The following is a 21,482-nucleotide window of genomic DNA, read 5'->3' on the forward strand; positions in this document are numbered from 1 at the left end:
GGTTTCTTCTTCCGGGATCAGGACATCGCCGTGGTCGGTGGTGGGGATTCCGCCATGGAGGAGGCGACCTTCCTGACCCGGTTCGCGAGGTCGGTGACGATCCTGCATCGCCGTGAGGAGTTCCGCGCTTCCAAGATCATGCTTGAGCGGGCGCGGGCGAACGAGAAGATCCACTGGCGCACGAACAGCGTGGTCACCGAGGTCAATGGTGAGGGCACCGTCTCGGGGTTGACCGTGCGGGACACCGTCTCCGGGCAGGAGTCGCAGCTGGCGGTGACGGGCATGTTCGTCGCGATCGGGCACGATCCGCGCAGCAAGGTCGTCGCCGACCAGGTCGGGGTGGACGAGGAAGGCTATGTGCGGGTGCACCATCCTTCGACCGCCACCGATGTCCCGGGTGTGTTCGCCGCGGGTGATCTGGTGGACAAGACGTACCGGCAGGCTGTCACGGCTGCCGGTTCGGGCTGTCAGGCGGCCATCGACGCGGAGCGTTGGCTGGCCGGGCAGGAGGCCTCCGACGCGGCGGAGGTCGCGCCGGAGCTCGTCGGTGGTGGGTACGGAGCCACCACCGAGGCCGACACCGCGGCAGCCCACTGAAGGCCGCGAGCGGAGACCCGACCGCTTCCGGTGTGGCCCCGCCGCGCCGAGGGGGCCGGTGATCACCGTCCCGTACCGATCCGAGCACCGAGTAAGGAGCGAAGATGGCAGCCAAGCCGGTTACCGTTGATTCCGAGTCGTTCAAGAACGACGTCCTCAACAGCGACAAGCCCGTCCTGGTGGACTTCTGGGCCACCTGGTGCGGCCCCTGCAAGATGGTGGCCCCCGTGCTGGAGGAGATCGCCTCGGAGCACGAGGACAAGATCACCATCGCCAAGCTGGACATCGACCAGAACCCCGGTGTCGCCCGTGACTACCAGGTGATGTCGGTTCCCACCCTGCTGCTGTTCTCCAAGGGGGAACCGGTCAAGCAGATCGTCGGTGCCAAGCCGAAGGACCAGTTGCTCTCGGACATCTCCGACTACCTGTGACAGGTGGCCACACCTGTCACACCCGGGCGGCGACGCCCGAGTGGCACCTCGACGAGATCCCACCGTCCCCCGGGGCGGTGGGATCTCGTGTTCGAACGGTCAACGATCAGGGCCGACCAGGCTAGCGGAACGTACCGAAGCGACGACGGTGCGGCCCATGGCCCACACTCCACAGCGACAAGGCACAATACTTCGCAGCGGACCGCATCGGAATAAACTGATACTTGGGGGTAATGACACGTCGTTAGCACCGGCCGAGGTCGGTGCCTGAATCGAGCGAGGAGTGCATGCAGCTGCTCCACCGCGGTGACGTCGGCCCGGCCGTGACCGAGATCCATGGCGTTCTCGTTGCGCTGGGGCTCTTACCACCACCGAACGGCCATGTGGGACCGGCCACCTACGACGAGTCGGTGGAACACGCGGTACGCGCCTTTCAGCAGCAACGAGGTCTGATAACCGACGGCGTCGTCGGTCCGGCCACGTACCGAGCGCTCACGGACGCCAAGTGGCGGCTGGGCGATCGTTCGCTCGCTTACTTCGTGTCCCGTCCCATCAGTGGTGACGACGTGTTCGCCCTGCAGGAGCGGCTGCTCGAACTGGGGTACGACGCAGGCCGCCCAGACGGGATCTTCGGCAGGCAGACCGAGCACGCGCTGCGGAACTTCCAGCGCGAGTACGCGTTGAACTCGGACGGTATCTGTGGACCGGCGACCCTGCGTTCGCTGCGACAGCTGGCCCCGAAGGTGCGCGGCGGGCGCCCGGTCTACCTGCGGGAGCAGGAGAAGGTGCGGCGAGCGGGACCGCGTCTGCGCGGCAAACGCATCGTCATCGACCCGGGGCACGGGGGCAGTGACCGGGGAGTGGTGATCAACGGTGTGGCCGAGGCCGACCTGGCCTGGGACTTCGCCCGCAGACTCGAGGGCCGCATGGTCGCCACCGGTATGGAGGCGCTGATCTCCCGCGGCCCCAACTCGTGCCCCGCCGAGGCCGACCGGGCCTCGTTCGCCAACGAGGCGGGCGCGGACCTGTTCCTGTCGCTGCACGTGGACGCCAATCGCTCACCACAGGCGCAGGGGGTCGCCACTTTCCACTTCGGCACCGGCAACGGCACCACGTCGAACGTGGGGGAGGCGCTCGCCGGTTTCCTGCAGCGCGAAGTGGTGGCACGTACCGCCATGCTGGACTGCCGCAGCCACCCGAAGAGCTGGGAAGTCCTGCGCTGGACGAAAATGCCCGCCGTGCGCATCGAAGCCGGGTACCTGAGCAACCCGGAGGACCGGGCGCGGCTGTTGGACCCCGGCTTCCGCGACGTGGTGGCCGAGGCGGTGCTCGTCGCCGTCAAACGGCTCTACCTGCTGGGCGAGGACGACCGGCCCACCGGCTCGTTCACCTTCGACGATCTGCTGCGCTACGAGCTCACCCGCGCCGAGGGAGCCTGAGTACCCGATTCCACCGGGCGGAGCGGGGCGCTCGCGGACTGAGCGTATCCGTGCGGCGACCGGATAAGTCGAGCATTTCCAGGAGCCGTGACTCACTCGACAAGGCCGGTCAACACCCTCCCCAGGTAATCGTCCCGCCCTATCTCTCCCAACGCGTACTCCAGCACACGCAGATACGTGGGTCTGGCCTGCAGTAGCTTGTTCCTCCCCCTGTCCGTTATCTGCGTGTAGACCCCACGTCGATCAGTGGGACACAGATACCGCTCGGTGAGGCCGTCGTTCTCCAACCTACCGACCAGACGGCTCACCGAGCTCTGGTTCAGCGGTATCGCCTCCGCCAGGATCTGTTGCCGTAGGTGGCCCCCGTCGTCGGAATAGGCCAGCGCGGCCAGCGCACAGAACTCGGACAGCGTGAGTTCGTGCTCACGCTGCAACGCGTGTTCCAGCTGTTCGGAAACTCGGCTCTCCACCAACCGTAGCTGGTGCCATCGATGCTCGAGAGCGGTCGGCATCTCGATGTTCGGGGACGTATCGGTTTCCGAGCTCATAGCGTGTTCCTTCGTCATAGGACTCCTGGACAGCAGTCTGCTCACATTCCCTCTGCCCATGCAACCACCGTGTGAGCATAGTCTTGACACTACTAATATGTATATGCAATATACTTCAATGCATATACTTATGAGGGAGGTCAACCACTATGCCCCTTGCCCTACTAGCGCTGATGATCAGTGCTTTCGGCATCGGAACCACCGAGTTCGTAATAACGGGCCTGCTACCCCAGGTGGCGGGTGATCTCTCGGTGAGCGTCCCGACAGCGGGACTGCTCATATCCGGTTACGCGCTCGGCGTCGTTATCGGAGGACCGGTGGTGACCGCCGCCGGAACACGGGTGCCACGCAAGGCGATGCTGCTGATCCTGATGTTGCTGTTCATCGCCGGAAACGTACTGGCAGCGGTGGCGCCCAGCTATTGGGTACTGATGCTCGGCCGCATCTTCGCCGCGGTCTGCCACGGTGCCTTCTTCGGAATCGCTTCCGTGGTCGCGGCCGACCTGGTGGCTCCGGAGCGCAAGGCCCGCGCGATTTCGCTGGTGTTCACCGGGCTGACCGTGGCCAACGTGGTGGGAGCTCCGTTCGGAACATTCATCGGGCAGAGCCTGGGATGGCGCTCGACATTCTGGATGATCACGGGTATTGGACTGTTCAGCCTGCTCGGAATCGTGGGGTTGGTCCCCAAACAGCCCAGGCCCGAGGACGCGAGTCTGAAACGGGAGCTGGCAGTGTTCGCCCGCCCGCAGGTGTGGCTGGCCCTCGGGACGGCGGCCATGAGCATCGGAGCACTTTTCGCTTCCTTCAGCTACGTGGCGCCACTGCTCACAGAAGTGACGGGGTTCGCCTCGAACATGCTCACCCCGTTGTTGGTGCTGTTCGGCGTCGGACTCGTGGCGGGCAACCTTCTCGGTGGACGCTACGCCGACCGCGCCCAGCTACCGACGCTGTACGTCTGCCTCTCCCTGTTGCTGGTAGTGCTGGTCGCCTTCACCTTCACGTCCGGGTACAAGATTCCAGCGGCGCTCACACTCGTATTCCTGGGTGGTGCCGGGTTCTCCACGGTCCCCGGTTTCATGACGCGTGTGATCGACAAGGCCGAAGGCGCTCCCACTCTCGCTTCGGCCGCGGGAGCATCCGGCGCCAATCTCGGCATATCGCTGGGTGCGTATTTCGGTGGTCTGACCATCGACGCCGGCTTCGGGTACACTTCGCCGACGTGGGTCGGTGCCGCCATGGCCGCACTCGGCTTGGGATTCACGGCACTTTCGGGCGTGTTGGAAATGCGAAACAAGCACCGAATTGATGAAGAAACCGCCTTTCCGACAGCGAATCCCTCCCTTTCCACCGAAGGAACGAACCGATGAACGAGCAGCCTTCCCGCGGTGACAAGTCCGCGTTGGGGCGTCTTGTTCCCAACGGCGACTCCATGAGCATCGGACTGGAACTTCCGTCGGACGGTGACTGGTCCGCGACCATCGCCTCTTCGAGCCACTGAAACACGACATCGGGCGCGCTCAGTCACAGGCCGGCTACGATCGGCACCACCACACCAGAACCAATTGGTGATTTTGCTCACTGTTGGCCAGGATGGAACGAGGCGGACGTTACACAACCGCGAACGTCACACGATGAACCGGTTAGAATCGCCGGATCAAATCCGGTCCCGCTTCCCCGTGACCGGTGCCGATCACACGGCGCACCACCGACCCTGGAGCGCGGAATGTCCGATCATTCGAACCAGCCGAACGAGCAGGCCGAGCCGGAGAAAACCGGCACGTCGACTCCCGCGACGGGGGCGGCGATGGGCAACCTCGACACTCACTCCGCACGGTATGCCGAGCGCACGGCGGGGATGACGGCATCGGAGATCAGGGCACTCTTCGCGGTGGCCAGCAGGCCGGAAGTGGTTTCGCTGGCGGGTGGCATGCCCAACCTGGCGGCGCTGCCGCTGGATTCGCTGTCCGAGGAAGTGGCCAGGCTGATCGCCGAACAGGGACAGGCGGCGCTGCAGTACGGCTCCGCGCACGGCGTTCCGGAGTTGCGCGAGCAGATCTGCGAGATCATGGCACTCGAGGGCATCTCGGGCCAGCCGGACGACATCATGGTCACCGTGGGCTCGCAGATGGCGCTGGACCTGGTCACCAGGATCTTCTGCGATCCGGGCGACGTGGTACTGGCCGAGGGGCCCTCCTACGTCGGCGCCATGGGCGCGTTCTCCACCTATCAGGCCGATGTGGTGCACGTGGCGATGGATGAGCACGGGCTGCAGCCGGACGCGCTGCGCGCTGCCATCGAGGAACTCCACGGGCAGGGCAGGACCATCAAGTTCCTCTACACGATCCCGAACTTCCACAATCCGGCCGGTGTCACGCTGGCGGAGCAGCGACGCCCGGAGATCCTGGAGATCTGTTCCCGGCACGGCATCATGGTGCTGGAGGACAATCCCTACGGACTGCTCGGCTTCGAGGGCCAGACCTACTCGTCGCTGCGTTCGCTGGATCCCGACAACGTGGTGTACCTGGGCTCGTTCTCCAAGACCTTCGCGTCCGGACTCCGGGTCGGCTGGGTGCTGGCACCACACGCCGTCCGGGAGAAACTCGTACTCGCCGCCGAATCGGCGACGCTGTGCCCACCGACGCTGAACCAGATGATCGTCTCGCGCTACCTGAGCACGCACGACTGGCTGGGACAGATCAAGAGCTTCCGGGAGCAGTACCGGGAACGCCGCGACGCGATGCTCAGCGCGCTGGAGCAGCACATGCCCGCGGGCTGCGACTGGACCCGCCCCGACGGCGGCTTCTTCGTGTGGCTCACCGCCCCGGAGGGCGTGGACACCAAGGCGATGCTGCCGCGGGCGGTCACCCAGCGGGTGGCCTACGCCTCCGGGACCGGGTTCTACCGGGACGGCCTGGGAACCAGGCAGATGCGGCTGTCGTTCTGCTATCCCACCCCGGAACGGATTCACGAGGGCGTTCGCAGGCTGGCCAACACGCTCAACGAGGAGCTGGACCTGCTGCGAACCTTCGGTTCCGGTGGCGGACGCGAACTCTCCGGGCCGCAGACCCCCTCGCCGGACACCGCCTGATCGTCGGTGAGAGAGCCGCAAGGCGTTCCCGGTTCGGAGTCTTCCCCGTCTTCCGCGAGCGCTCCGAGCCCGCTCGGAGCAGCCCTACCGACCGGTTGCCGAACCGCATAACGTCGTCCGGGTAGGTTTTTCGTACTGGTCCGGTAAGTCCGTCACGCTCGGCAGGGTGTGACGGACTTCGTCATGCAGGAGTCCACTTGAGCGATCGCTGGGTTGCCGTACTTTCCGGAGGACTGTCGCACGAGCGCGACGTCTCGCTGCGTTCCGGCCGCAGACTGTCCGCCGCACTTCGCTCCACCGGGCTCACCGTGACCGAGCTGGACGCCGACCACGAACTGCTCAACCGCCTGAGCATCGAGCGGCCGGAAGCGGTGCTGGTCGCGTTACACGGTGGGGAGGGGGAGAACGGCGCGATCCAGTCCATCCTGGAGCTGCTCGACATTCCCTATGCGGGCACCGATCCCCGGGCCTGCCGCCGGGCCTGGGACAAGCCGACGGCCAAGGCCGAACTCGCCAGGGCGGGGTTGCCCACTCCCGAGTGGATGGTGCTGCCGCAGTCCACCTTCCGCGAGCTCGGTGCTCATCCGGTGCTGGACGCCCTGGTGGACAAGATCGGTCTCCCCCTGATGCTCAAACCGGTTCAGGGCGGCTCCGCGTTGGGCGCACGAGTGGTGCGGGAGTCCTCGGAGCTGCCCTCCGCGATGATGGGGGCGTTCTCCTACGGCGACACGGTCCTGGTCGAGAAGCTGGTGGAGGGCACCGAGCTGGCGATCGGGGTGCTGGAGGACTCCGAGGGGCCACACGCGCTCCCCGCCGTACGAATCGAACCGTCGAAGGGGATCTTCGATTACACGGCGCGCTACACAGCGGGGCTGACGAGCTATCAGGCTCCCGCCGAGCTCTCGGAGGGCGTGGCTCGACGCGCGGCCGAACTGGCCGTTTCCGCGCATCGCCTGTTGGGACTGCGCGACCTCTCGCGTACGGACGCGATCGTGGACGAATCCGGCGAGGTCCACTTCCTCGAGGTGAACGTTTCGCCCGGCCTGACCGCGACCTCGCTGATGCCGATGGGGATCGAGGCGGCGGGACGCGGACTCGGTGAGGTCTTCGACGGACTGATCGAACGAGCGATCGACGGTCGAGACTAGCGGCGCCGAGCTCGCTTCGTTTCACGTGAAACGCGAGTACCGCTTCCGGCCACGAAAGCACCGCCCGAAACAGGATGTCACCGTGACGGAACCATGTCGGTCCCCAAGGACCTTCGATTCCGTCCGTGGTTGGAGTGCGCCGGGGCAGTGGTCGCACTGCCCCGCTGTGCGATGCCTTCGCCCCGTAGTGGAAACCACCCCGGCGAACCCATGCGGCTCCGGTGGCGTAAATTTCCCACGAAATCGTCGCACCGCTACGACATAGCGCCGAACTCCCACCACTTACGCAGTCGGCACCGCCGCGGGTTCTCCCGTGCGGCTCTCGCGAGGACGCCGGAGACGTTGTGTAGGTCGCTACCCGATGTCGGGGCACCCGTAACTGGTTCGAACCGGCACCGGCCCGGTATCGCACCATGAACGAGACAGCGGGATCGTCCCCGGTGCGTGAGTCGGATGCATTGCCAGGCAGGGCCGCTCGCCGCGTAGGTCGCTACTCAAGAGCCGGCCCAACGCCGCAAGGCGCCGACTCACGTGCCGGCTAACCGACCACGCGGACAAGTGCTGATGTGGACACTCAGTCCCCCAACAAAAGTTCGGTGAGTCGCCGTAGATCGTCGGAGGAACCGAACTCCACGACAATGCGCCCCTTCCGTTGCCCGGACTCCACCTTCACCTTGGTATCCAGCCAGTCGGCGAGGCGATCCTGCACTTCCTCGGCTCCCGCGAGCTCCATCTTGGGACGTTGCTTGGACTTCGGCTTCTCCGGCTGTTCCCGCTTCTTGAGCGTCACCTGCTCTTCGGCGGCACGCACCGAGAGCCCTTCCGCCACGATGCGGTTGGCGATCTCCTCCTGATCCTGCGCGTTGTCCAGGCTGAGCAGCGCTCGGGCGTGCCCGGCTGCGAGCACCCCGGCGGCGACTCGACGTTGCACGGGCAACGGCAGTCGCAGCAGGCGAATCATGTTGGTGATCACGGGCCTGCTGCGCCCGATCCGATCGGCCAGCTCGTCGTGGGTGACCTCGAACTCCTCCAGCAGCTGCTGATACGCGGAAGCCTCTTCCAGCGGATTGAGCTGCACCCGGTGGATGTTCTCCAGCAACGCGTCCCGCAACAACGCGTCGTCCTTGGTCTGCCGGACGATCGCGGGAAGCGTGGCCAATTCGGCCTGCTGCGCCGCTCGCCAACGGCGCTCTCCCATGATGAGTTCGTACTGCTCGCCATCGTCGAGCTCACGCACCACGATCGGCTGCATGAGACCGAACTCCTTGATGGAGTGTTCCAGCTCGGCGAGTGCGTCCTCGTCGAAAACCTGGCGTGGCTGCCTCGGGTTGGGAACTATCGCCGAGATCTCGATCTCACGGTAGACGGCTCCGGCGACGCTGTCGCTCGTTTCACGTGAAACAACGGGTTCCACGGCGGAGCCACCGGACGGGGGAGCGGTATCAGCTCCACCCGAAACCGTCACCGTGTCGAAATTATCCCCTTCCGGCGGCGCCTCCGATTCCGGAGCACTCGGAATGAGTGCGGCCAACCCGCGGCCCAAACCACCACGACGCTCGGTCATGACGTCTTCCTCTCCGTACCGCGCTCGGCGATCTCACGAGCAGCATCCAAGTAACTCATGGAACCCCGCGAGCCGGGGTCGTAACTCAGCACGGTTTGCCCGAAGCCGGGAGCCTCGGAAATCTTGACGCTACGCGGGATGACGGTTCGCAGTGCCCGCTCACCGAAATAGTTGCGGACTTCCTCGGTAACCTGTTCGGCGAGCTTCGTGCGTCCGTCGTACATGGTCAGCAACACGGTGGAGACGTTGAGCCCGGGGTTGAGGTACGACTGCACCAGCTCGATGTTGTTGATCAGTTGCCCCAGCCCCTCCAGTGCGTAGTACTCGCACTGGATCGGGATCACCACTTCGTGCGCGCCCACCAGTGCGTTCACCGTGAGCAGTCCCAACGAGGGCGGGCAGTCGATGAAGACGTAGTCGTAGTCCAGCTCGTCGAGTACCGCCGGTCGCAGTGCCTCTCGCAGTCTCGCCTCGCGAGCGACCATCGTGACGAGCTCCACCTCCGCGCCTGCCAGATCGATGGTGGCGGGCACACAGCTGAGGTTCTCCGACTGTGTACTGGTGGCGGCGGCGTCGGCGACGCCGATCTCACCGAGCAGGAGTTGGTAGACCGAGGGAACCCCCGCCTGGTGATCGACTCCCAACGCGGTACTGGCGTTTCCCTGCGGATCGAGATCTATGACCAGAACCCGCAGCCCCTGCACTGCCAGCGCGGTGGCCAGGTTGACCGTGCTGGTCGTCTTTCCCACGCCGCCTTTCTGGTTGGCGACGGTCATGATCCGACGCTCATCGGGTTTGGGCAGTCGGGTCGATTCCGGCGCCGGGGAGGAGGTGCTCCGTTTCGCCTCCTCCACGAGAGGAGTCCAGGCGGTCCAATCGGAACTCGCTTCCTCCGCCTGCGCTCCCTCGCCGGCCACGGCGGGGAAACGCATCCCACCCATGGAACGACCCTTTGTTTCACGTGAAACACCATCGGTCTGGTTCGATTCCGGGGTCACCGTCACCGTTCCTTTCTGTTTGGCCGCTTGTCCGGCCGACGCGTCCCCGCCCCACGAGCTCGCCTTCCGGAGCCGGCGGAACGCGACGGAGCCGCATCCGAACGCCGCACCACGACGACATTGGCGGGAGTCTCGAGCACATCCGCTCCGCAATGGCGTACCTCGGCCGACACACCACCACGACGTGCTATCGCGGCACGATCACGCTCCAGCTCCTCGGACGCGCTGGCACCTTTCTGCGCGAGCAGCAGGCCGCCCGGACGCAGCAGCGGCAGACACCATTCGGCGAGCCGCTCCAGCGAGCTCACTGCCCGAGCGACCACGAAGTCCTGATCGTGCAGCCGGGCACGGATAGGTTTTTCCTCCGCTCGTCCCCGCACCACCGTCACGGACAGTCCCAGATCATCCGACAGTTCCTCCAGCCACGCGACCCGACGCGCCATCGGTTCCAGCAATGTGACGGTCAGATCGGGACGAGCGATCGCGAGCGGTATACCGGGCAGTCCCGCCCCGGAGCCGACATCGACCACCGTGGCTTCACGTGGCAACAACTCCCGCAACACTGCCGAGTTGTAGATGTGGCGTTCCCAGAGCCGGTCTCCCTCCCTCGGACCGATCAAGCCACGTTGCACGCCATCCGTCAAGAGGCGTTCCGCGAACTCGCTCGCCAATGGCGCCCGATCACCGAAAATCATCCGCTCCGGTGACATTCCCTCAACCCCTCGCACAGCTTCACCCGCATCATTCTCGGCCGGGAACCGCCCGACCGGACTCTCTTCGTCCAACAACCCGCCTCTTCGATACCCCGGCTTCGATCCCGTTCATCATAGAGTTGTTTCACGTGAAACACGCCCCGAAGGCAGGCTTCGACACAGTCACCCACGAAAAACGAATACTTCTCACTCCGCATGGGTGCACCCCGCCGAACGGCCACGCCGCGCCCCTCGGGCAACGACCCCGGGCCGCCCCGCACATCACCACGCGAGCGAGACCGCCGCACTGTTTCACGTGAAACGCCCCGCGACCGTGTGAGCCCACCCCACGGCGAAGCCACAGGACGAAGCCCCACGGCGAAGCCAGAGACCCCGCCGAACACAATGCTGCCCCTGTGACGCGGTGTCACAGGGGCAGCATGACAACGAACCGGTCCGGTCGGAACGACCACACGCCGAGGAATCACCCGGCCCGGTAAACGACCACACGCCTGCTGGGCGGCTCTCCCTCGCCCTCGCTGGTAACTCCCGACACGGCGGCGACCGCGTCGTGCACCACCTTGCGCTCGAACGGACTCATCGGGCGCAGCCGCTGGGTCTTACCGGTACTCGCGACCTTCTCGGCCGTTCGACGGCCGAGATCACTGAGTTCGTCACGCCGGTTCGCGCGCCAATCGGCGATGTCGAGCATCAGCCTGCTGCGCACCCCGGTTTCCTGCTGCACGGCCAGCCGGGTGAGTTCCTGCACGGCTTCGAGTACCTCGCCCTGCGAACCGACGAGCTTCTCGAGGTCCTTGCCGCCTTCCACGCTCACCACGGCACGCCCCGACTCCACATCCAGATCGATGTCGCCGTCGTAGTCGAGCAGGTCCAACAGCCGTTCCAGGTAGTCACCGGCGATATCGCCTTCGCGCACCAGATCGGCTTCGCTTCTGGCCGTCGATCCACTGTCCCGATCAGTGGCCTGTTCGGAACCACTGACTGCCACGGACTGCTCGTCCTGGCCGGCCTCCTGCACGGTATCGGACACTGGGTGTCTCCTCTCTGGAGCTGCTTACGGATTCACCGGTGCTCGTCCGGCTTGTCCGTGTCGCTGGAACGGTCTTCCGGTATTCCGGGCAATTCGGCTCGCTCGTCGTCTTCCGGTCGGGCACGGGAGTCCACGCGCTCGACCGGCGAGGAATCGATCACCGCGGGCGCCGCGTCCGGCGTCTGCCGCCGCTGTGCTTCCTCCTCGTCGATACGTCGAAACACGATACGCTGCTGCCCGAGGGTCCAGAAGTTGTTCGCCAACCAGTACAGCAGGATCGCCAACGGCAGGAACGGGCCGGCTACCACGGCGAACGCCGGAAAGAGCCACAGCATGACCCGATTCATCATCGCCTGCTGGTTCGGAGCGGGCGAGGGGGTGCGTTCGCCACGCTGCCTGGCTATCGAATGTCTGGTGGTGAAATGCGTCGCGACCCCCGCCGCTATCATCAATGGAACTCCGACCGACAGCATCGAGACCCGATCGGTTCCGAAAGTGCTCAGCGTCTCGGCAGGAGCCGTGAGCGTGCCGGAAAGGCTCGCTCCGAACAAGTGGGCGTCGAGGAAGGAACGCACCCCCTCCGCGCCGAAGAAGTAGTTGCTCTCCTCGTTCGGCTGAAAACCGTTGAGCACCCGGAACAACCCGATGAAGACCGGCACCTGCACGATCATGGGCAGACATCCACCGAGTGGATTGAACCCCTGCTCGGACTGCAGCTTGCGCATCTCGGCGGTGAGACGCTGCGGATCATCGGGGTAGTCCCGCTGCAGCTGCTGTATCCGCGGCGCGACCTCCTGCATCTTGCGCATGGAGCGGACCTGGTGCACGAAGGGCTTGAACAGCAGGGTCCGCAATGTGAACACCAGGAACATCACGGACAGCGCCCAGGCGAAACCACTGTCCGGACCGAGCAGCGCCCCGAACACGGCATGCCACAACCACAGGATGAACGAGACCGGGTAATTGATGAAGTCCAGCACTTCGGGCTACTCCTCGCCGGTGGAAGGATCTGTGGCGCGACGCGTGTCACGGGGCGGCGGAACCGGATCTATCCCGCCCGGGTGCCAGGGACCACAGCGCGACAGTCGCCGCAGCGTCAGCCAACCGCCCCTGAGAGCGCCGTGGACCCGCAGCGCCTCCACGGCATAGGCACTGCAACTCGGATAGAACCGGCAGGTGGGCGGAAGTATCGGTGATACGACCTTGCGGTAGACGTGGATCGGCAACGAGAGCAGCCAGGCGATCGGCCCCGGGCGAGTCACGGGAGCCGCTGCCGAGTCATCGGACGAACCGGGATCTTGCTCTGCCATTACGCGGGATCCGTGGTGGAGTGGGCACCACCGTCCGATTGATCACCCGGAACCGGCAGGCCCAACTTGCGAGCGGCCCTGTCCAGGTCCCGGCCGAGTTCCGCACTGGTGGCCGCTGCCGCCGGCGGCAGCGCTCGTACCACCACCATTGTGCCCGCGGGCAACACCGGAATGCGGTCACGCATCAGATGACGCAGCTGTCGCGACACCCTGTGCCGGACCACCGCGTTGCCGACGGCCTTACTCACGACGAAACCCACCCTGGGTTGCTCCCGCTTTTCCAGGGTGGGCGGACTGTCGGATGTTCCGCGCTTATTCTCGTCGTCGGGTTCAGCGACGGCATCGCCGGCAGCCCGGGACTTCACGGCCGGTTCGGCATCCACCGTCCCGCACGTCAGTGCGTGCAGCACGAGCCGTGGCCTGCCCGCTCGACGTCCACGACGTACGACCCGGGTGAAATCCTGGCTGCGCCTGAGCCGCGCTGCCGCTGGAAGCACGGCCCGCCCCGATCAGGCGGTCAGACGCTTACGGCCCCTGCGGCGCCGGGCGGTCACGATGGCGCGGCCGGCCCTGGTGTGCATCCGCTGCCGGAAGCCATGCGTCCTGGCCCGTTTGCGGTTGTTCGGCTGGTAGGTGCGCTTGCCCTTGCTCACGGTCGGCTCTCCCGGTTACTACAGGCCAACCATGCGCCTTACAAGGCACAAGATGGCCGCTGTGGCTCGGTCAAGTGTCCCCGCGCTGGAAAGCGGAAGCGGCTTTGGAGCTTTATCCGCGGCAGGCGCACGCACTCTGTCGTACGCGCACGATCCCGTGCGGACGAACCAGGTTGGGCGCCGGATCGGGTTTCGCGACCGACACAACCGTCGAACGCCCGCATTACAGCGGGAGACCCAACGAGGGTACTTACTCGAACGCCGAGCCGCGTAGCCGGGGTGCCGGTCAGCGAGGGGAACGGCGCCACGACCAGGATAGTGCCGGGGTCTCCGTACTCGATCAAGGCCGCCCCGAAGAGCGGGCGGAGCGCCACGGACGCCCCCGACAGTCACGAGCCTCCGGCTCTGTCGTACCTTCGGCAGAGCTGTGGACAACTCTGTGGATACCTCGTTTCCACCTTGTCGTACACAGGTGATTCGACCCGGAACCGGCCGAGCGGAACTCACGAGCCCGCCACCGGGGCATCCGGAGTCCCACGGCAACGAGGGGAGGGGAGCTCAGCGGTGTCGGACCACCAAGCCGATCTCGGCCGGGTCTGGGACGAGGTGGTGCACGAGCTGTCATCGGGAACGCTCTCACCCCAACAGCGCGCGTGGATGCGCGTGACACGTCCCATCGGGCTGCTGGACGGGACCGCCCTGCTGGCGGCCCCGAGCGACTTCGCGAAAGAGGCCATCGAGCGCGCCCTGCGGGACCCGATAACCGACGCGCTCTCGCGCAGGCTCGGCAGAGAGATCTCGCTGGCCGTGAAAGTGGACACCGCCGTTCCCGCCCCGACGCGCCCCGTCACCCCACAGTCCATGGGCGAGGAGGACGGGGAGGACGTCCCCGGTTCGGTCGATGCCGATCCGGACCCCGACCCGGAGCCCGTCGACGAGGGCCGGTGGCAGTTCGGTCAGGTCGAGCTGCCCTACGAAACCGGCTACGGCGCCACACCGGGGAACGGGCCGGTGGGCTACATCCCCACGGACGAGGCGCAGGGATGGCACGGCAGGCCGAGCGAGCACCGGCAACGCCCCCAAACCACGCACGAGACCGAGGACTACGGCAACACCGCGCACACGGGTTCGATCAGCGGGGCGCTCCCCCCGGCCCCGCCGGAGCAGCACCGCCCCGGGAGTACGGGTTCGGACTACTCGTGGCAGGGCATGACCCCCCTGCCGTTCGGTCCGCAGTACCGGGCCGGCGAACAGCACACCGACGGTGAGAGCGACTCCGAGCCCGAGGAGGACGAGGAGGGGGAGGCCCTGCGGGCGGCCAACGAGATCTGGCCGACCTTCGGCGGCGACAACAAACCGGAGCAGCAGCAGGGACAGCCCTACACGGCTCCCAAGAACGGTCCCCCCACCTCCCAGACCCGGTTGAACGCGAAGTACACCTTCGACACCTTCGTGATCGGTTCCTCCAACAGGTTCGCGCACGCGGCCGCCGTCGCCGGGGCGGAGGCACCGGCGCGCGCCTACAACCCGCTGTTCATATGGGGGGAGTCCGGATTGGGCAAAACCCACCTGCTGCACGCGGTCGGCCACTACACCCAGCGGCTCTTCCCGGGAATGCGGGTGCGCTACGTCTCCACCGAGGAGTTCACCAACGACTTCATCAACTCGCTGCGGGACGACCGGCAGGTGGCCTTCCAGCGGCGTTACCGGGACGTGGACGTGCTGCTGGTGGACGACGTGCAGTTCCTGGAGGGCAAGGAGGGAACCCAGGAGGAGTTCTTCCACACCTTCAACACGCTGCACAACTCGAACAAGCAGATCGTGGTTTCCTCCGACCGGCCGCCGAAGAGCCTGCACACACTGGAGGACCGGCTGCGCACCCGGTTCGAGTGGGGACTGATCACCGATATCCAGCCCCCCGAACTGGAGACCCGCATCGCGATCCTGCGGAAGAAGGCGGCGCAGGACCGGCTGGCCGCGCCCGCGGAGGTGCTGGAGTTCATCGCGGCACGCATCGAGCGCAACATCCGGGAGCTGGAGGGCGCGCTGATCCGGGTGACCGCGTTCGCATCGCTGAACCAACAGCCGGTGGACGTGCAGCTCGCCGAGATCGTGCTGCGCGATCTGATTCCGGACGACGCCCAGCCCCCGGAGATCAGCACGCAGACCATCATGTCCATGACCGCCGAGTTCTTCGGCGTGACGGTGGACGATCTGTGCGGCCCGGGCAAGACCAAGGCGCTCGCCCAGGCGAGGCAGATCGCCATGTACCTCTGCCGCGAACTCACCGACTCCTCACTGCCCAAGATCGGCCAGAGCTTCGGTGGACGGGACCACACGACGGTGATGCACGCCGACAAGAAGATCCGCAAGGCGATGGCCGAGCGACGCCGGGTCTACGACCACGTGCAGGAACTCACCGCCAGGATCAAGCAGCAGGCCTCGTTCCTCTGAGCGGGTTTCGTCGGCTCGGGCCGCGTAGCGGCGCGGGTGGCGGAGCCTCTGGCACGGCTCTCGCTGCGGGTAGGCCCGACTTCGGGTAGCGGTCTACACAACGTCGGGTCTTCCTCGCGAGAGCCGCACGCGAGAACCCGCGGCGCGGCGATTTCGTGGGAAATTGACGCCGCCCTCCGCCGTGACCGAGCGGTCCGATGCCTCCGGGACACCTCGCCCGACGAATCGGATAAATCGCGCAAAACGGGAGTGTGCACAACCTTGATCACGTTGCGTGCCCAGGGTGGGCAAAGATCACACAAATGTGAATTTCCACATCTGAACCCCGCTGAAAGTCACTCGGAAGTGGGGTTGTGCACAGCTTTCGGGATCCCCAAGGATGAGCTGGAACAGCGCCCGATCGCCTCACAGGCTGTACACAACAGCGGGGAACTTGCCCACAGCTACCCTCAAGTTGCCCACAGGATGTCCACAGATTTATCCACAACCTGATCGAGCGATCATGGCATATCCACAAGCACTGGGGACAACCTGCGAAAATCTTGGGGATCGACTGTGGATCAACATGCCACAACTGTGGACAACTCGACTTGTGGACAAATCGATCCACACTGAGGCTTATTCATCCCCAAGTTGCCCACAGGATTCTCCACAGCCAGGTAGGGTCGCTCAGCAGCGAAAAACCGGGTTGTCCCCAATGTCCACAGCCCCTACTACGCCTGCGTTGTTTGGTTTTTCTCTTAAAGACAAGGGGAAACGAAGTAGGGCCGCGAGTCAAGATCAATTTCTCGGGAGCTCCGGGCTCGACTAGCCGAGAAACCCCGGACCCACGTCATGGGCGCAGAGCGCACGCTCTACCGTGGGAGACCCATCGGGCTTGAGAGCCGCCGCGGTTCCGCCGCGCTGGGTGGGGGCTCGAAGCACGATTCGCCGTACCCGCTTCGGTTCGCGGTGCACAGCACACCCGCATCCCGTTCGACCAGGCTCTCCACGACCGAGACGTCGTGGAACCGGAACCGAAAGGACACTCATGAAGATCCGTCTGGAACGTGACGGTCTCGCCGATGCTGTCGCCTGGGTCGCTCGTAGCCTGCCCTCACGCCCGCCGGTACCGGTGCTGGGTGGGATGCTGCTGGATGCCGACGAGGGCAAGCTGACCATCTCCGGTTTCGACTACGAGGTCTCGGCGCAGGTCGGTGTGGACGCCGAGGTGGAGACCGGTGGCAGGACGCTGGTATCCGGCAGGCTGCTCGCCGACATCACCAAGGCGCTGCCGCAGCGCCCAGTCGAGATCACCGTCGACGGCTCCCGGGTGAGCATCACCTGCGGCAGCTCCCGCTTCAGCCTCCCCACCATGCCCGTGGAGGACTACCCACAGCTGCCGCGGATGCCCGAACTCGCCGGTTCCGTGCAGGGCGACTCGTTCAGCTCGGCGGTGGCCCAGGTCGCCGTGGCCGCGGGCAAGGACGAGACGCTGCCCATGCTCACCGGCGTGCGGATCGAGATCAACAACGATCAGCTGACCCTGGTCGCCACCGACCGGTTCCGGCTCGCGATGCGCGAGCTCACCTGGCAACCCACCGAGTCCGTCGAGGACACCGAGGTGCTGGTTCCCGCACGCACCCTGTCCGAGTCGGCCAAGACGCTGGGCGGCGCGGGCACCACCGTGGAACTCTCGCTGGCCTCCTCCGACGGGCTGCTCGGCCTGTCCGGAACCACCCGCCGCAGCACGACCAGGCTGCTGGACGCCGAGTTCCCGCCCTACCGCAAGCTGCTGCCCGACGAGTACTCCACCTCCGCCGTGGTCGACGTGGGGACGCTCGCCGACGCGATCAAGCGTGTCTCGCTGGTCGCCGAGCGCGGCACCCAGGTGCGGTTGGAGTTCTCCGAGAACGCGCTGCGCCTGACCGCGGGCGGTGACGACGAGGGAAGCGCCGAGGAGGAACTCCCGGTCGAGTTCGAGGGCGAGCCGCTGACCATCGCTTTCAACCCGAGCTACCTGCAGGACGGGTTGTCCGCGCTCAAGGCGGACCGGGCCCGCATGCTCTTCACGACTTCCAGCCGTCCCGCCGTGATCAAACCGGCGGGTGAGGACGGCGAGGTGCTTCCCGGGTATTTGTACCTGCTCATGCCGGTTCGGATGCCGGGCTGAAAACGCAGCACGTTCACGCGGCCCAACGCGGTGCGACGTCGGCTGCGACGACGTTGCTGTGACCCCGCCCCGGTGTGATCCGCCGGGGCGAGGCCAGCGAAGTGTGTGAAAGGGAGTTTCGGTGCAACTGGGTCTGGTCGGTCTCGGCAAGATGGGCTACAACATGCGCGAGCGGCTGCGCGCGGACGGCCACGAGGTCGTGGGCTACGACCGTGACCAGCAGGTCGCCGACGCGTCCTCGATCACCGCCATGGTGGCCGAGCTCACCGCGCCGCGCACCGTGTGGGTCATGGTTCCGCACGGCGAGCCAACCAGCAGCACCGTCCGGGAGCTCGCCGGACTGCTCGAACCGGGCGATCTCGTGATCGAGGGCGGCAACTCGCGCTACACCGACGACCGGGACAACGCGGCGTTGCTGGCCGAGTCCGGAATCTCCTACGTCGATGTGGGCGTTTCCGGCGGAGTCTGGGGTGCCGACAACGGCTACGGCTTGATGGCGGGTGGCGAGACCGCCGACGTGCAACGCGCAATGCCGATCTTCGACACGCTGCGCCCCGCCGGTGAGCGGGCCAAGGGCTTCGTGCACGCGGGCCCGGTCGGTGCGGGCCACTACGCCAAGATGGTGCACAACGGCATCGAGTACGGCCTGATGCAGGCGTACGCCGAGGGCTTCGAACTGCTCGCCGCATCGGACCTGGTCACCGATGTCGCGGGCACGATCAAGGCCTGGAGCCACGGTACCGTGGTGCGTTCCTGGCTGCTGGACCTGCTGGTCCGCGCCATGGAGCAGGATCCGGAGCTGGAACAGTTGCAGGGCTATGTCACCGACTCCGGTGAGGGCCGCTGGACCGTCGAGGAATCCATCAACCACGCGGTACCCACCCCGGCGATCACCGCCGCGCTGTTCGCCAGGTTCGCTTCCCGGCAGGACGACTCACCCGCCATGAAGGCGGTGGCCGCGTTGCGCAACCAGTTCGGCGGTCACGCGGTGCAGTCCAGCGACGGCGAGTGAGCCGCTGGTGGTGGCCGCGCCGCTGTCACCACGTCCCCACCCGGTTCGTGCCTCCTCGCCCCTAGGACCGTCGTGTACGTACGCCACCTGCAACTCACCGATTTCCGGTCCTGGCAGCACGTGGACCTTCCGCTGGACGCCGGGCCGACGGCGCTGGTCGGCGCCAACGGTCAGGGCAAGACGAACCTGGTCGAGGCGCTCGGCTACGTGGCCACCCTCGGTTCGCACCGCGTGCCCAACGACGCCCCGCTGATCAGGCACGGTGCCCAGCGCGCGGTGGTGCGTGCGGCAGTGGTGAACCAGGACAGGGAACTGCTCGTCGAACTGGAGATCGCCCCGGGGCGGGCCAATCGCGCGCGGATCAACCGCGGCTCGGCCACGAAACCGCGCGACGTCCTCGGCATCCTGCGCACCGTGCTGTTCGCCCCGGAGGACCTGGCGCTGGTGCGGGGTGACCCAGGTCAGCGGCGGGATTTCCTGGACGAGCTGCTGGTGGCCCGATCCCCGCGCTACGCCGGGGTGCGTTCCGACTACGAGAAGGTGCTCAAGCAGCGCAGCGCACTGCTGAAGTCGGCGGGCGCGGCGCGCGGCGCCGATCCGGCCGACCTGCGCACCCTCGAGGTCTGGGACGGTCACCTCGCCAAGTACGGCGCCGATCTCCTGGCGGGCAGGTTGGACCTGGTCGCCGACCTGATGCCGCACGTCACGCGTTGCTACGCCGAGGTCGCCGCTGACGGGTCGCAACCGGAGGAGGGGCCCGCGTCCCGGGTGGCCGAGCTGGCCTACCGCGGCAGCGTGCCGGGGCTGCCCGAGGACTACGGCACCCCGCACGGCACACGGGCCGATCCCGTCACGATCGAGTCCGCCCTGCTGACGCGGCTCGGCGAGTCCAGGCAGCAGGAGCTGGAGCGCGGTGTGTCGCTGTCGGGGCCGCACCGCGACGACCTGGAGCTGGTGCTGGGGCAGGCTCCGGCCAAGGGGTATGCCAGTCACGGCGAGTCCTGGTCGTTCGCGCTCGCGTTGCGACTGGCCTCGTATCACCTACTGTCCGAGGATGGTGCCGAACCCGTGCTGCTCCTGGACGACGTCTTCGCGGAGCTGGACGCGCGGCGCCGCGCCCGGTTGGCCCGGTCGGTGGCCGGGGCGGAACAGGTACTGGTGACCGCGGCCGTGGCAGAGGACGTTCCCGCCGAACTGTCGGGGGTTCGGTTCGACGTGCGCGAGGGGGAGGTGCGGCGTGCCGAATGAGTTCGGAGGACGCCCCAGGTCCGCGGCCGAGCGCGACGCGTTGTTCGCGTCCTGGCGTCCGGCACGACCGGCCCCGGGCGGGGCCCCCGCCTCACCCGGCGGTGCCGACTCGGAGCACGGGGTCACGGTTGGGGATCGAACTGTGGACAGTGTGGACAACTCGAAGGGTGCGTCGAGCTCCCGCGACACCACATCTGCCGATCGTCGGGCCACGGGACCCGAACCGGTTGGGGCGGCGGGTGAGCGAACGACGGGTTCGGACCTGGCCCGCGCGGCGTTGCAGGCGGCACGCGAGAAGTCCAAAGCACGCCCCCGTGGCCGGGGCGCACGCCCGACCGGCCGCACTCGGCGCAGCCGTGGTTGGTCCGGCCCCGACGCCGACGACCGGGATCCGCAAGAGCTGGGGCGGCTCCTCCGGCGGGTCGTCGACGCCAGGGGATGGTCCGAGCGGTTGACCGGCGGCCAGTTGTTCGGGCGCTGGGCGGAACTCGTGGGGGAGGAGATCGCGGCGCACAGCGAACCGGTCGAGCTGAGCGAGGGGGTGCTCACGCTGCGGGCGGAGTCCACGGCGTGGGCCACCGAGCTGCGGTTGTTGCAGCGCCAGCTCGTGCAGCGGATCGCGGACGGCCTCGGCAGCCGGGTGGTGCGGCGGATCAAGGTGTCCGGTCCGGCGGCGCCCAGCTGGCGGCACGGGCCCCGGCACATCTCCGGGAGGGGACCGCGCGACACCTACGGGTGAGCCCTTCGCGGGATGGCGGCGCGTGTCCGGCGCGTGGGGCGCCTCGGGGATCGGTGGGAACCACCGGCGGGAAGGAATGTCGGGGACGGTGCTCCTCGAATGGGGACCGGGATTCGGTGAGGCACCACCGAGAACCGGGCGGAACCGGGTTGGCGGAGTCGGGATCGTCCCGCTTTCAGGTGAGGTTCGTGCGGTTCGGGCACCCGGGTTGTACCGAACGGCAGGCTACAAGTCAGAATCCCCATGTCGTGTTCGCCGCCCTTTAAAGGTGTCCTGATCCGTTTTGGTGGCTCTGTGAGCAAGTCAGAGGTGTCCTTGGCGGCTTTCTGACAGGGCCGACCAGTAGAATGGCGGTGGG

General features: G+C 66.6%; 21 protein-coding genes. 12 read left to right on the forward strand and 9 right to left on the reverse strand.

The genetic code is table 11. The annotated features are described in order from the left end of the window. The 3 genes from BM150_RS06390 to BM150_RS06400 all read left to right on the forward strand — a co-directional run. On the forward strand, window positions 1-597 hold a 597-nt coding region (locus BM150_RS06390; protein WP_175496712.1), incomplete at its 5' end, for an NAD(P)/FAD-dependent oxidoreductase. A 104-nt stretch (window positions 598-701) separates the two neighbouring features. Then, window positions 702-1,028: a thioredoxin gene (gene trxA, locus BM150_RS06395; protein ID WP_092925119.1), complete on the forward strand. Its 327-nt coding sequence runs from the start codon at window positions 702-704 to the stop codon at window positions 1,026-1,028. A 287-nt stretch (window positions 1,029-1,315) separates the two neighbouring features. Next, window positions 1,316-2,467, forward strand: coding sequence for an N-acetylmuramoyl-L-alanine amidase (locus tag BM150_RS06400; RefSeq protein ID WP_092925121.1), 1,152 nt, complete (start codon window positions 1,316-1,318; stop codon window positions 2,465-2,467). A gap of 92 nt (window positions 2,468-2,559) precedes the next feature. On the opposite strand, the gene BM150_RS06405 is transcribed toward BM150_RS06400, so the two are convergent. Then, window positions 2,560-3,015, reverse strand: a complete 456-nt coding sequence (locus tag BM150_RS06405) for a MarR family winged helix-turn-helix transcriptional regulator (protein ID WP_092925123.1) — start codon at window positions 3,013-3,015, stop codon at window positions 2,560-2,562. A gap of 149 nt (window positions 3,016-3,164) precedes the next feature. Between BM150_RS06405 and BM150_RS06410 the strand changes: the two genes are divergently transcribed. From BM150_RS06410 to BM150_RS06420, 4 genes are all read left to right on the forward strand, one after another. Further along, entirely contained in the window at window positions 3,165-4,382 is a 1,218-nt protein-coding gene (locus BM150_RS06410) for an MFS transporter (protein WP_092925125.1), read from the forward strand. Continuing rightward, entirely contained in the window at window positions 4,379-4,513 is a 135-nt protein-coding gene (locus BM150_RS24890; RefSeq protein ID WP_281243658.1) for a hypothetical protein, read from the forward strand. The genes BM150_RS06410 and BM150_RS24890 overlap by 4 nt, the downstream gene beginning before the upstream one ends. Window positions 4,514-4,738: 225 nt before the next feature. Continuing rightward, complete coding sequence (locus tag BM150_RS06415; protein ID WP_092925127.1) at window positions 4,739-6,103, forward strand: aminotransferase-like domain-containing protein; 1,365 nt, start codon at window positions 4,739-4,741, stop codon at window positions 6,101-6,103. Between the two features lie 197 nt (window positions 6,104-6,300). Further along, on the forward strand, window positions 6,301-7,251 hold the full coding sequence (locus tag BM150_RS06420) for a D-alanine--D-alanine ligase family protein (protein ID WP_092925129.1): 951 nt from the start codon (window positions 6,301-6,303) through the stop codon (window positions 7,249-7,251). Window positions 7,252-7,825: 574 nt separating this feature from the next. Here BM150_RS06420 and BM150_RS06425 read toward each other — a convergent pair. The 8 genes from BM150_RS06425 to rpmH all read right to left on the reverse strand — a co-directional run bounded on the left by BM150_RS06425 (window position 7,826) and on the right by rpmH (window position 13,519). Continuing rightward, window positions 7,826-8,815 (reverse strand): ParB/RepB/Spo0J family partition protein, encoded by a 990-nt coding sequence (locus tag BM150_RS06425; RefSeq protein ID WP_092925131.1) that lies wholly within the window; start codon window positions 8,813-8,815, stop codon window positions 7,826-7,828. Continuing rightward, complete coding sequence (locus tag BM150_RS06430; protein WP_092925610.1) at window positions 8,812-9,747, reverse strand: AAA family ATPase; 936 nt, start codon at window positions 9,745-9,747, stop codon at window positions 8,812-8,814. The genes BM150_RS06425 and BM150_RS06430 overlap by 4 nt, the downstream gene beginning before the upstream one ends. Window positions 9,748-9,815: 68 nt before the next feature. Further along, on the reverse strand, window positions 9,816-10,523 hold the full coding sequence (gene rsmG / locus BM150_RS06435) for a 16S rRNA (guanine(527)-N(7))-methyltransferase RsmG (RefSeq protein WP_092925133.1): 708 nt from the start codon (window positions 10,521-10,523) through the stop codon (window positions 9,816-9,818). A 466-nt stretch (window positions 10,524-10,989) separates the two neighbouring features. After that, on the reverse strand, window positions 10,990-11,556 hold the full coding sequence (locus BM150_RS06440) for a Jag family protein (RefSeq protein WP_092925135.1): 567 nt from the start codon (window positions 11,554-11,556) through the stop codon (window positions 10,990-10,992). A gap of 32 nt (window positions 11,557-11,588) precedes the next feature. Continuing rightward, a complete protein-coding gene (yidC, locus tag BM150_RS06445) occupies window positions 11,589-12,536 on the reverse strand; it encodes a membrane protein insertase YidC (RefSeq protein WP_092925137.1) in 948 nt (315 codons plus the stop codon). Window positions 12,537-12,542: 6 nt separating this feature from the next. Continuing rightward, complete coding sequence (gene yidD / locus BM150_RS06450; RefSeq protein ID WP_092925139.1) at window positions 12,543-12,866, reverse strand: membrane protein insertion efficiency factor YidD; 324 nt, start codon at window positions 12,864-12,866, stop codon at window positions 12,543-12,545. Continuing rightward, complete coding sequence (gene rnpA, locus BM150_RS06455) at window positions 12,866-13,363, reverse strand: ribonuclease P protein component (protein WP_092925141.1); 498 nt, start codon at window positions 13,361-13,363, stop codon at window positions 12,866-12,868. Before rnpA ends, yidD begins: the two co-directional genes overlap by 1 nt. A 12-nt stretch (window positions 13,364-13,375) precedes the next feature. Next, the gene (rpmH, locus tag BM150_RS06460; protein WP_092627947.1) at window positions 13,376-13,519 is read right to left on the reverse strand and encodes a 50S ribosomal protein L34; all 144 of its coding nucleotides are present in this window, start codon (window positions 13,517-13,519) and stop codon (window positions 13,376-13,378) included. A gap of 564 nt (window positions 13,520-14,083) precedes the next feature. On the opposite strand from rpmH, the gene dnaA reads away from it, so the two are divergent. From dnaA to BM150_RS06485, 5 genes are all read left to right on the forward strand, one after another. After that, window positions 14,084-15,973: a chromosomal replication initiator protein DnaA gene (gene dnaA / locus BM150_RS06465; RefSeq protein WP_092925143.1), complete on the forward strand. Its 1,890-nt coding sequence runs from the start codon at window positions 14,084-14,086 to the stop codon at window positions 15,971-15,973. Window positions 15,974-17,003: 1,030 nt separating this feature from the next. Continuing rightward, window positions 17,004-18,125: a DNA polymerase III subunit beta gene (gene dnaN, locus BM150_RS06470; RefSeq protein WP_092925145.1), complete on the forward strand. Its 1,122-nt coding sequence runs from the start codon at window positions 17,004-17,006 to the stop codon at window positions 18,123-18,125. 121 nt (window positions 18,126-18,246) lie between these two features. After that, window positions 18,247-19,137 (forward strand): phosphogluconate dehydrogenase (NAD(+)-dependent, decarboxylating), encoded by an 891-nt coding sequence (gnd, locus tag BM150_RS06475; RefSeq protein ID WP_092925147.1) that lies wholly within the window; start codon window positions 18,247-18,249, stop codon window positions 19,135-19,137. A 72-nt stretch (window positions 19,138-19,209) separates the two neighbouring features. Then, entirely contained in the window at window positions 19,210-20,385 is a 1,176-nt protein-coding gene (gene recF, locus BM150_RS06480; RefSeq protein ID WP_092925148.1) for a DNA replication/repair protein RecF, read from the forward strand. Beyond that, the gene (locus BM150_RS06485; RefSeq protein ID WP_245755310.1) at window positions 20,375-21,124 is read left to right on the forward strand and encodes a DciA family protein; all 750 of its coding nucleotides are present in this window, start codon (window positions 20,375-20,377) and stop codon (window positions 21,122-21,124) included. The genes recF and BM150_RS06485 overlap by 11 nt, the downstream gene beginning before the upstream one ends. Window positions 21,125-21,482: the final 358 nt, after the last annotated feature.

The sequence above is a fragment of the Actinopolyspora alba genome (assembly GCF_900112765.1).
GTDB classification, from domain to species: Bacteria; Actinomycetota; Actinomycetes; order Mycobacteriales; family Pseudonocardiaceae; genus Actinopolyspora; species Actinopolyspora alba.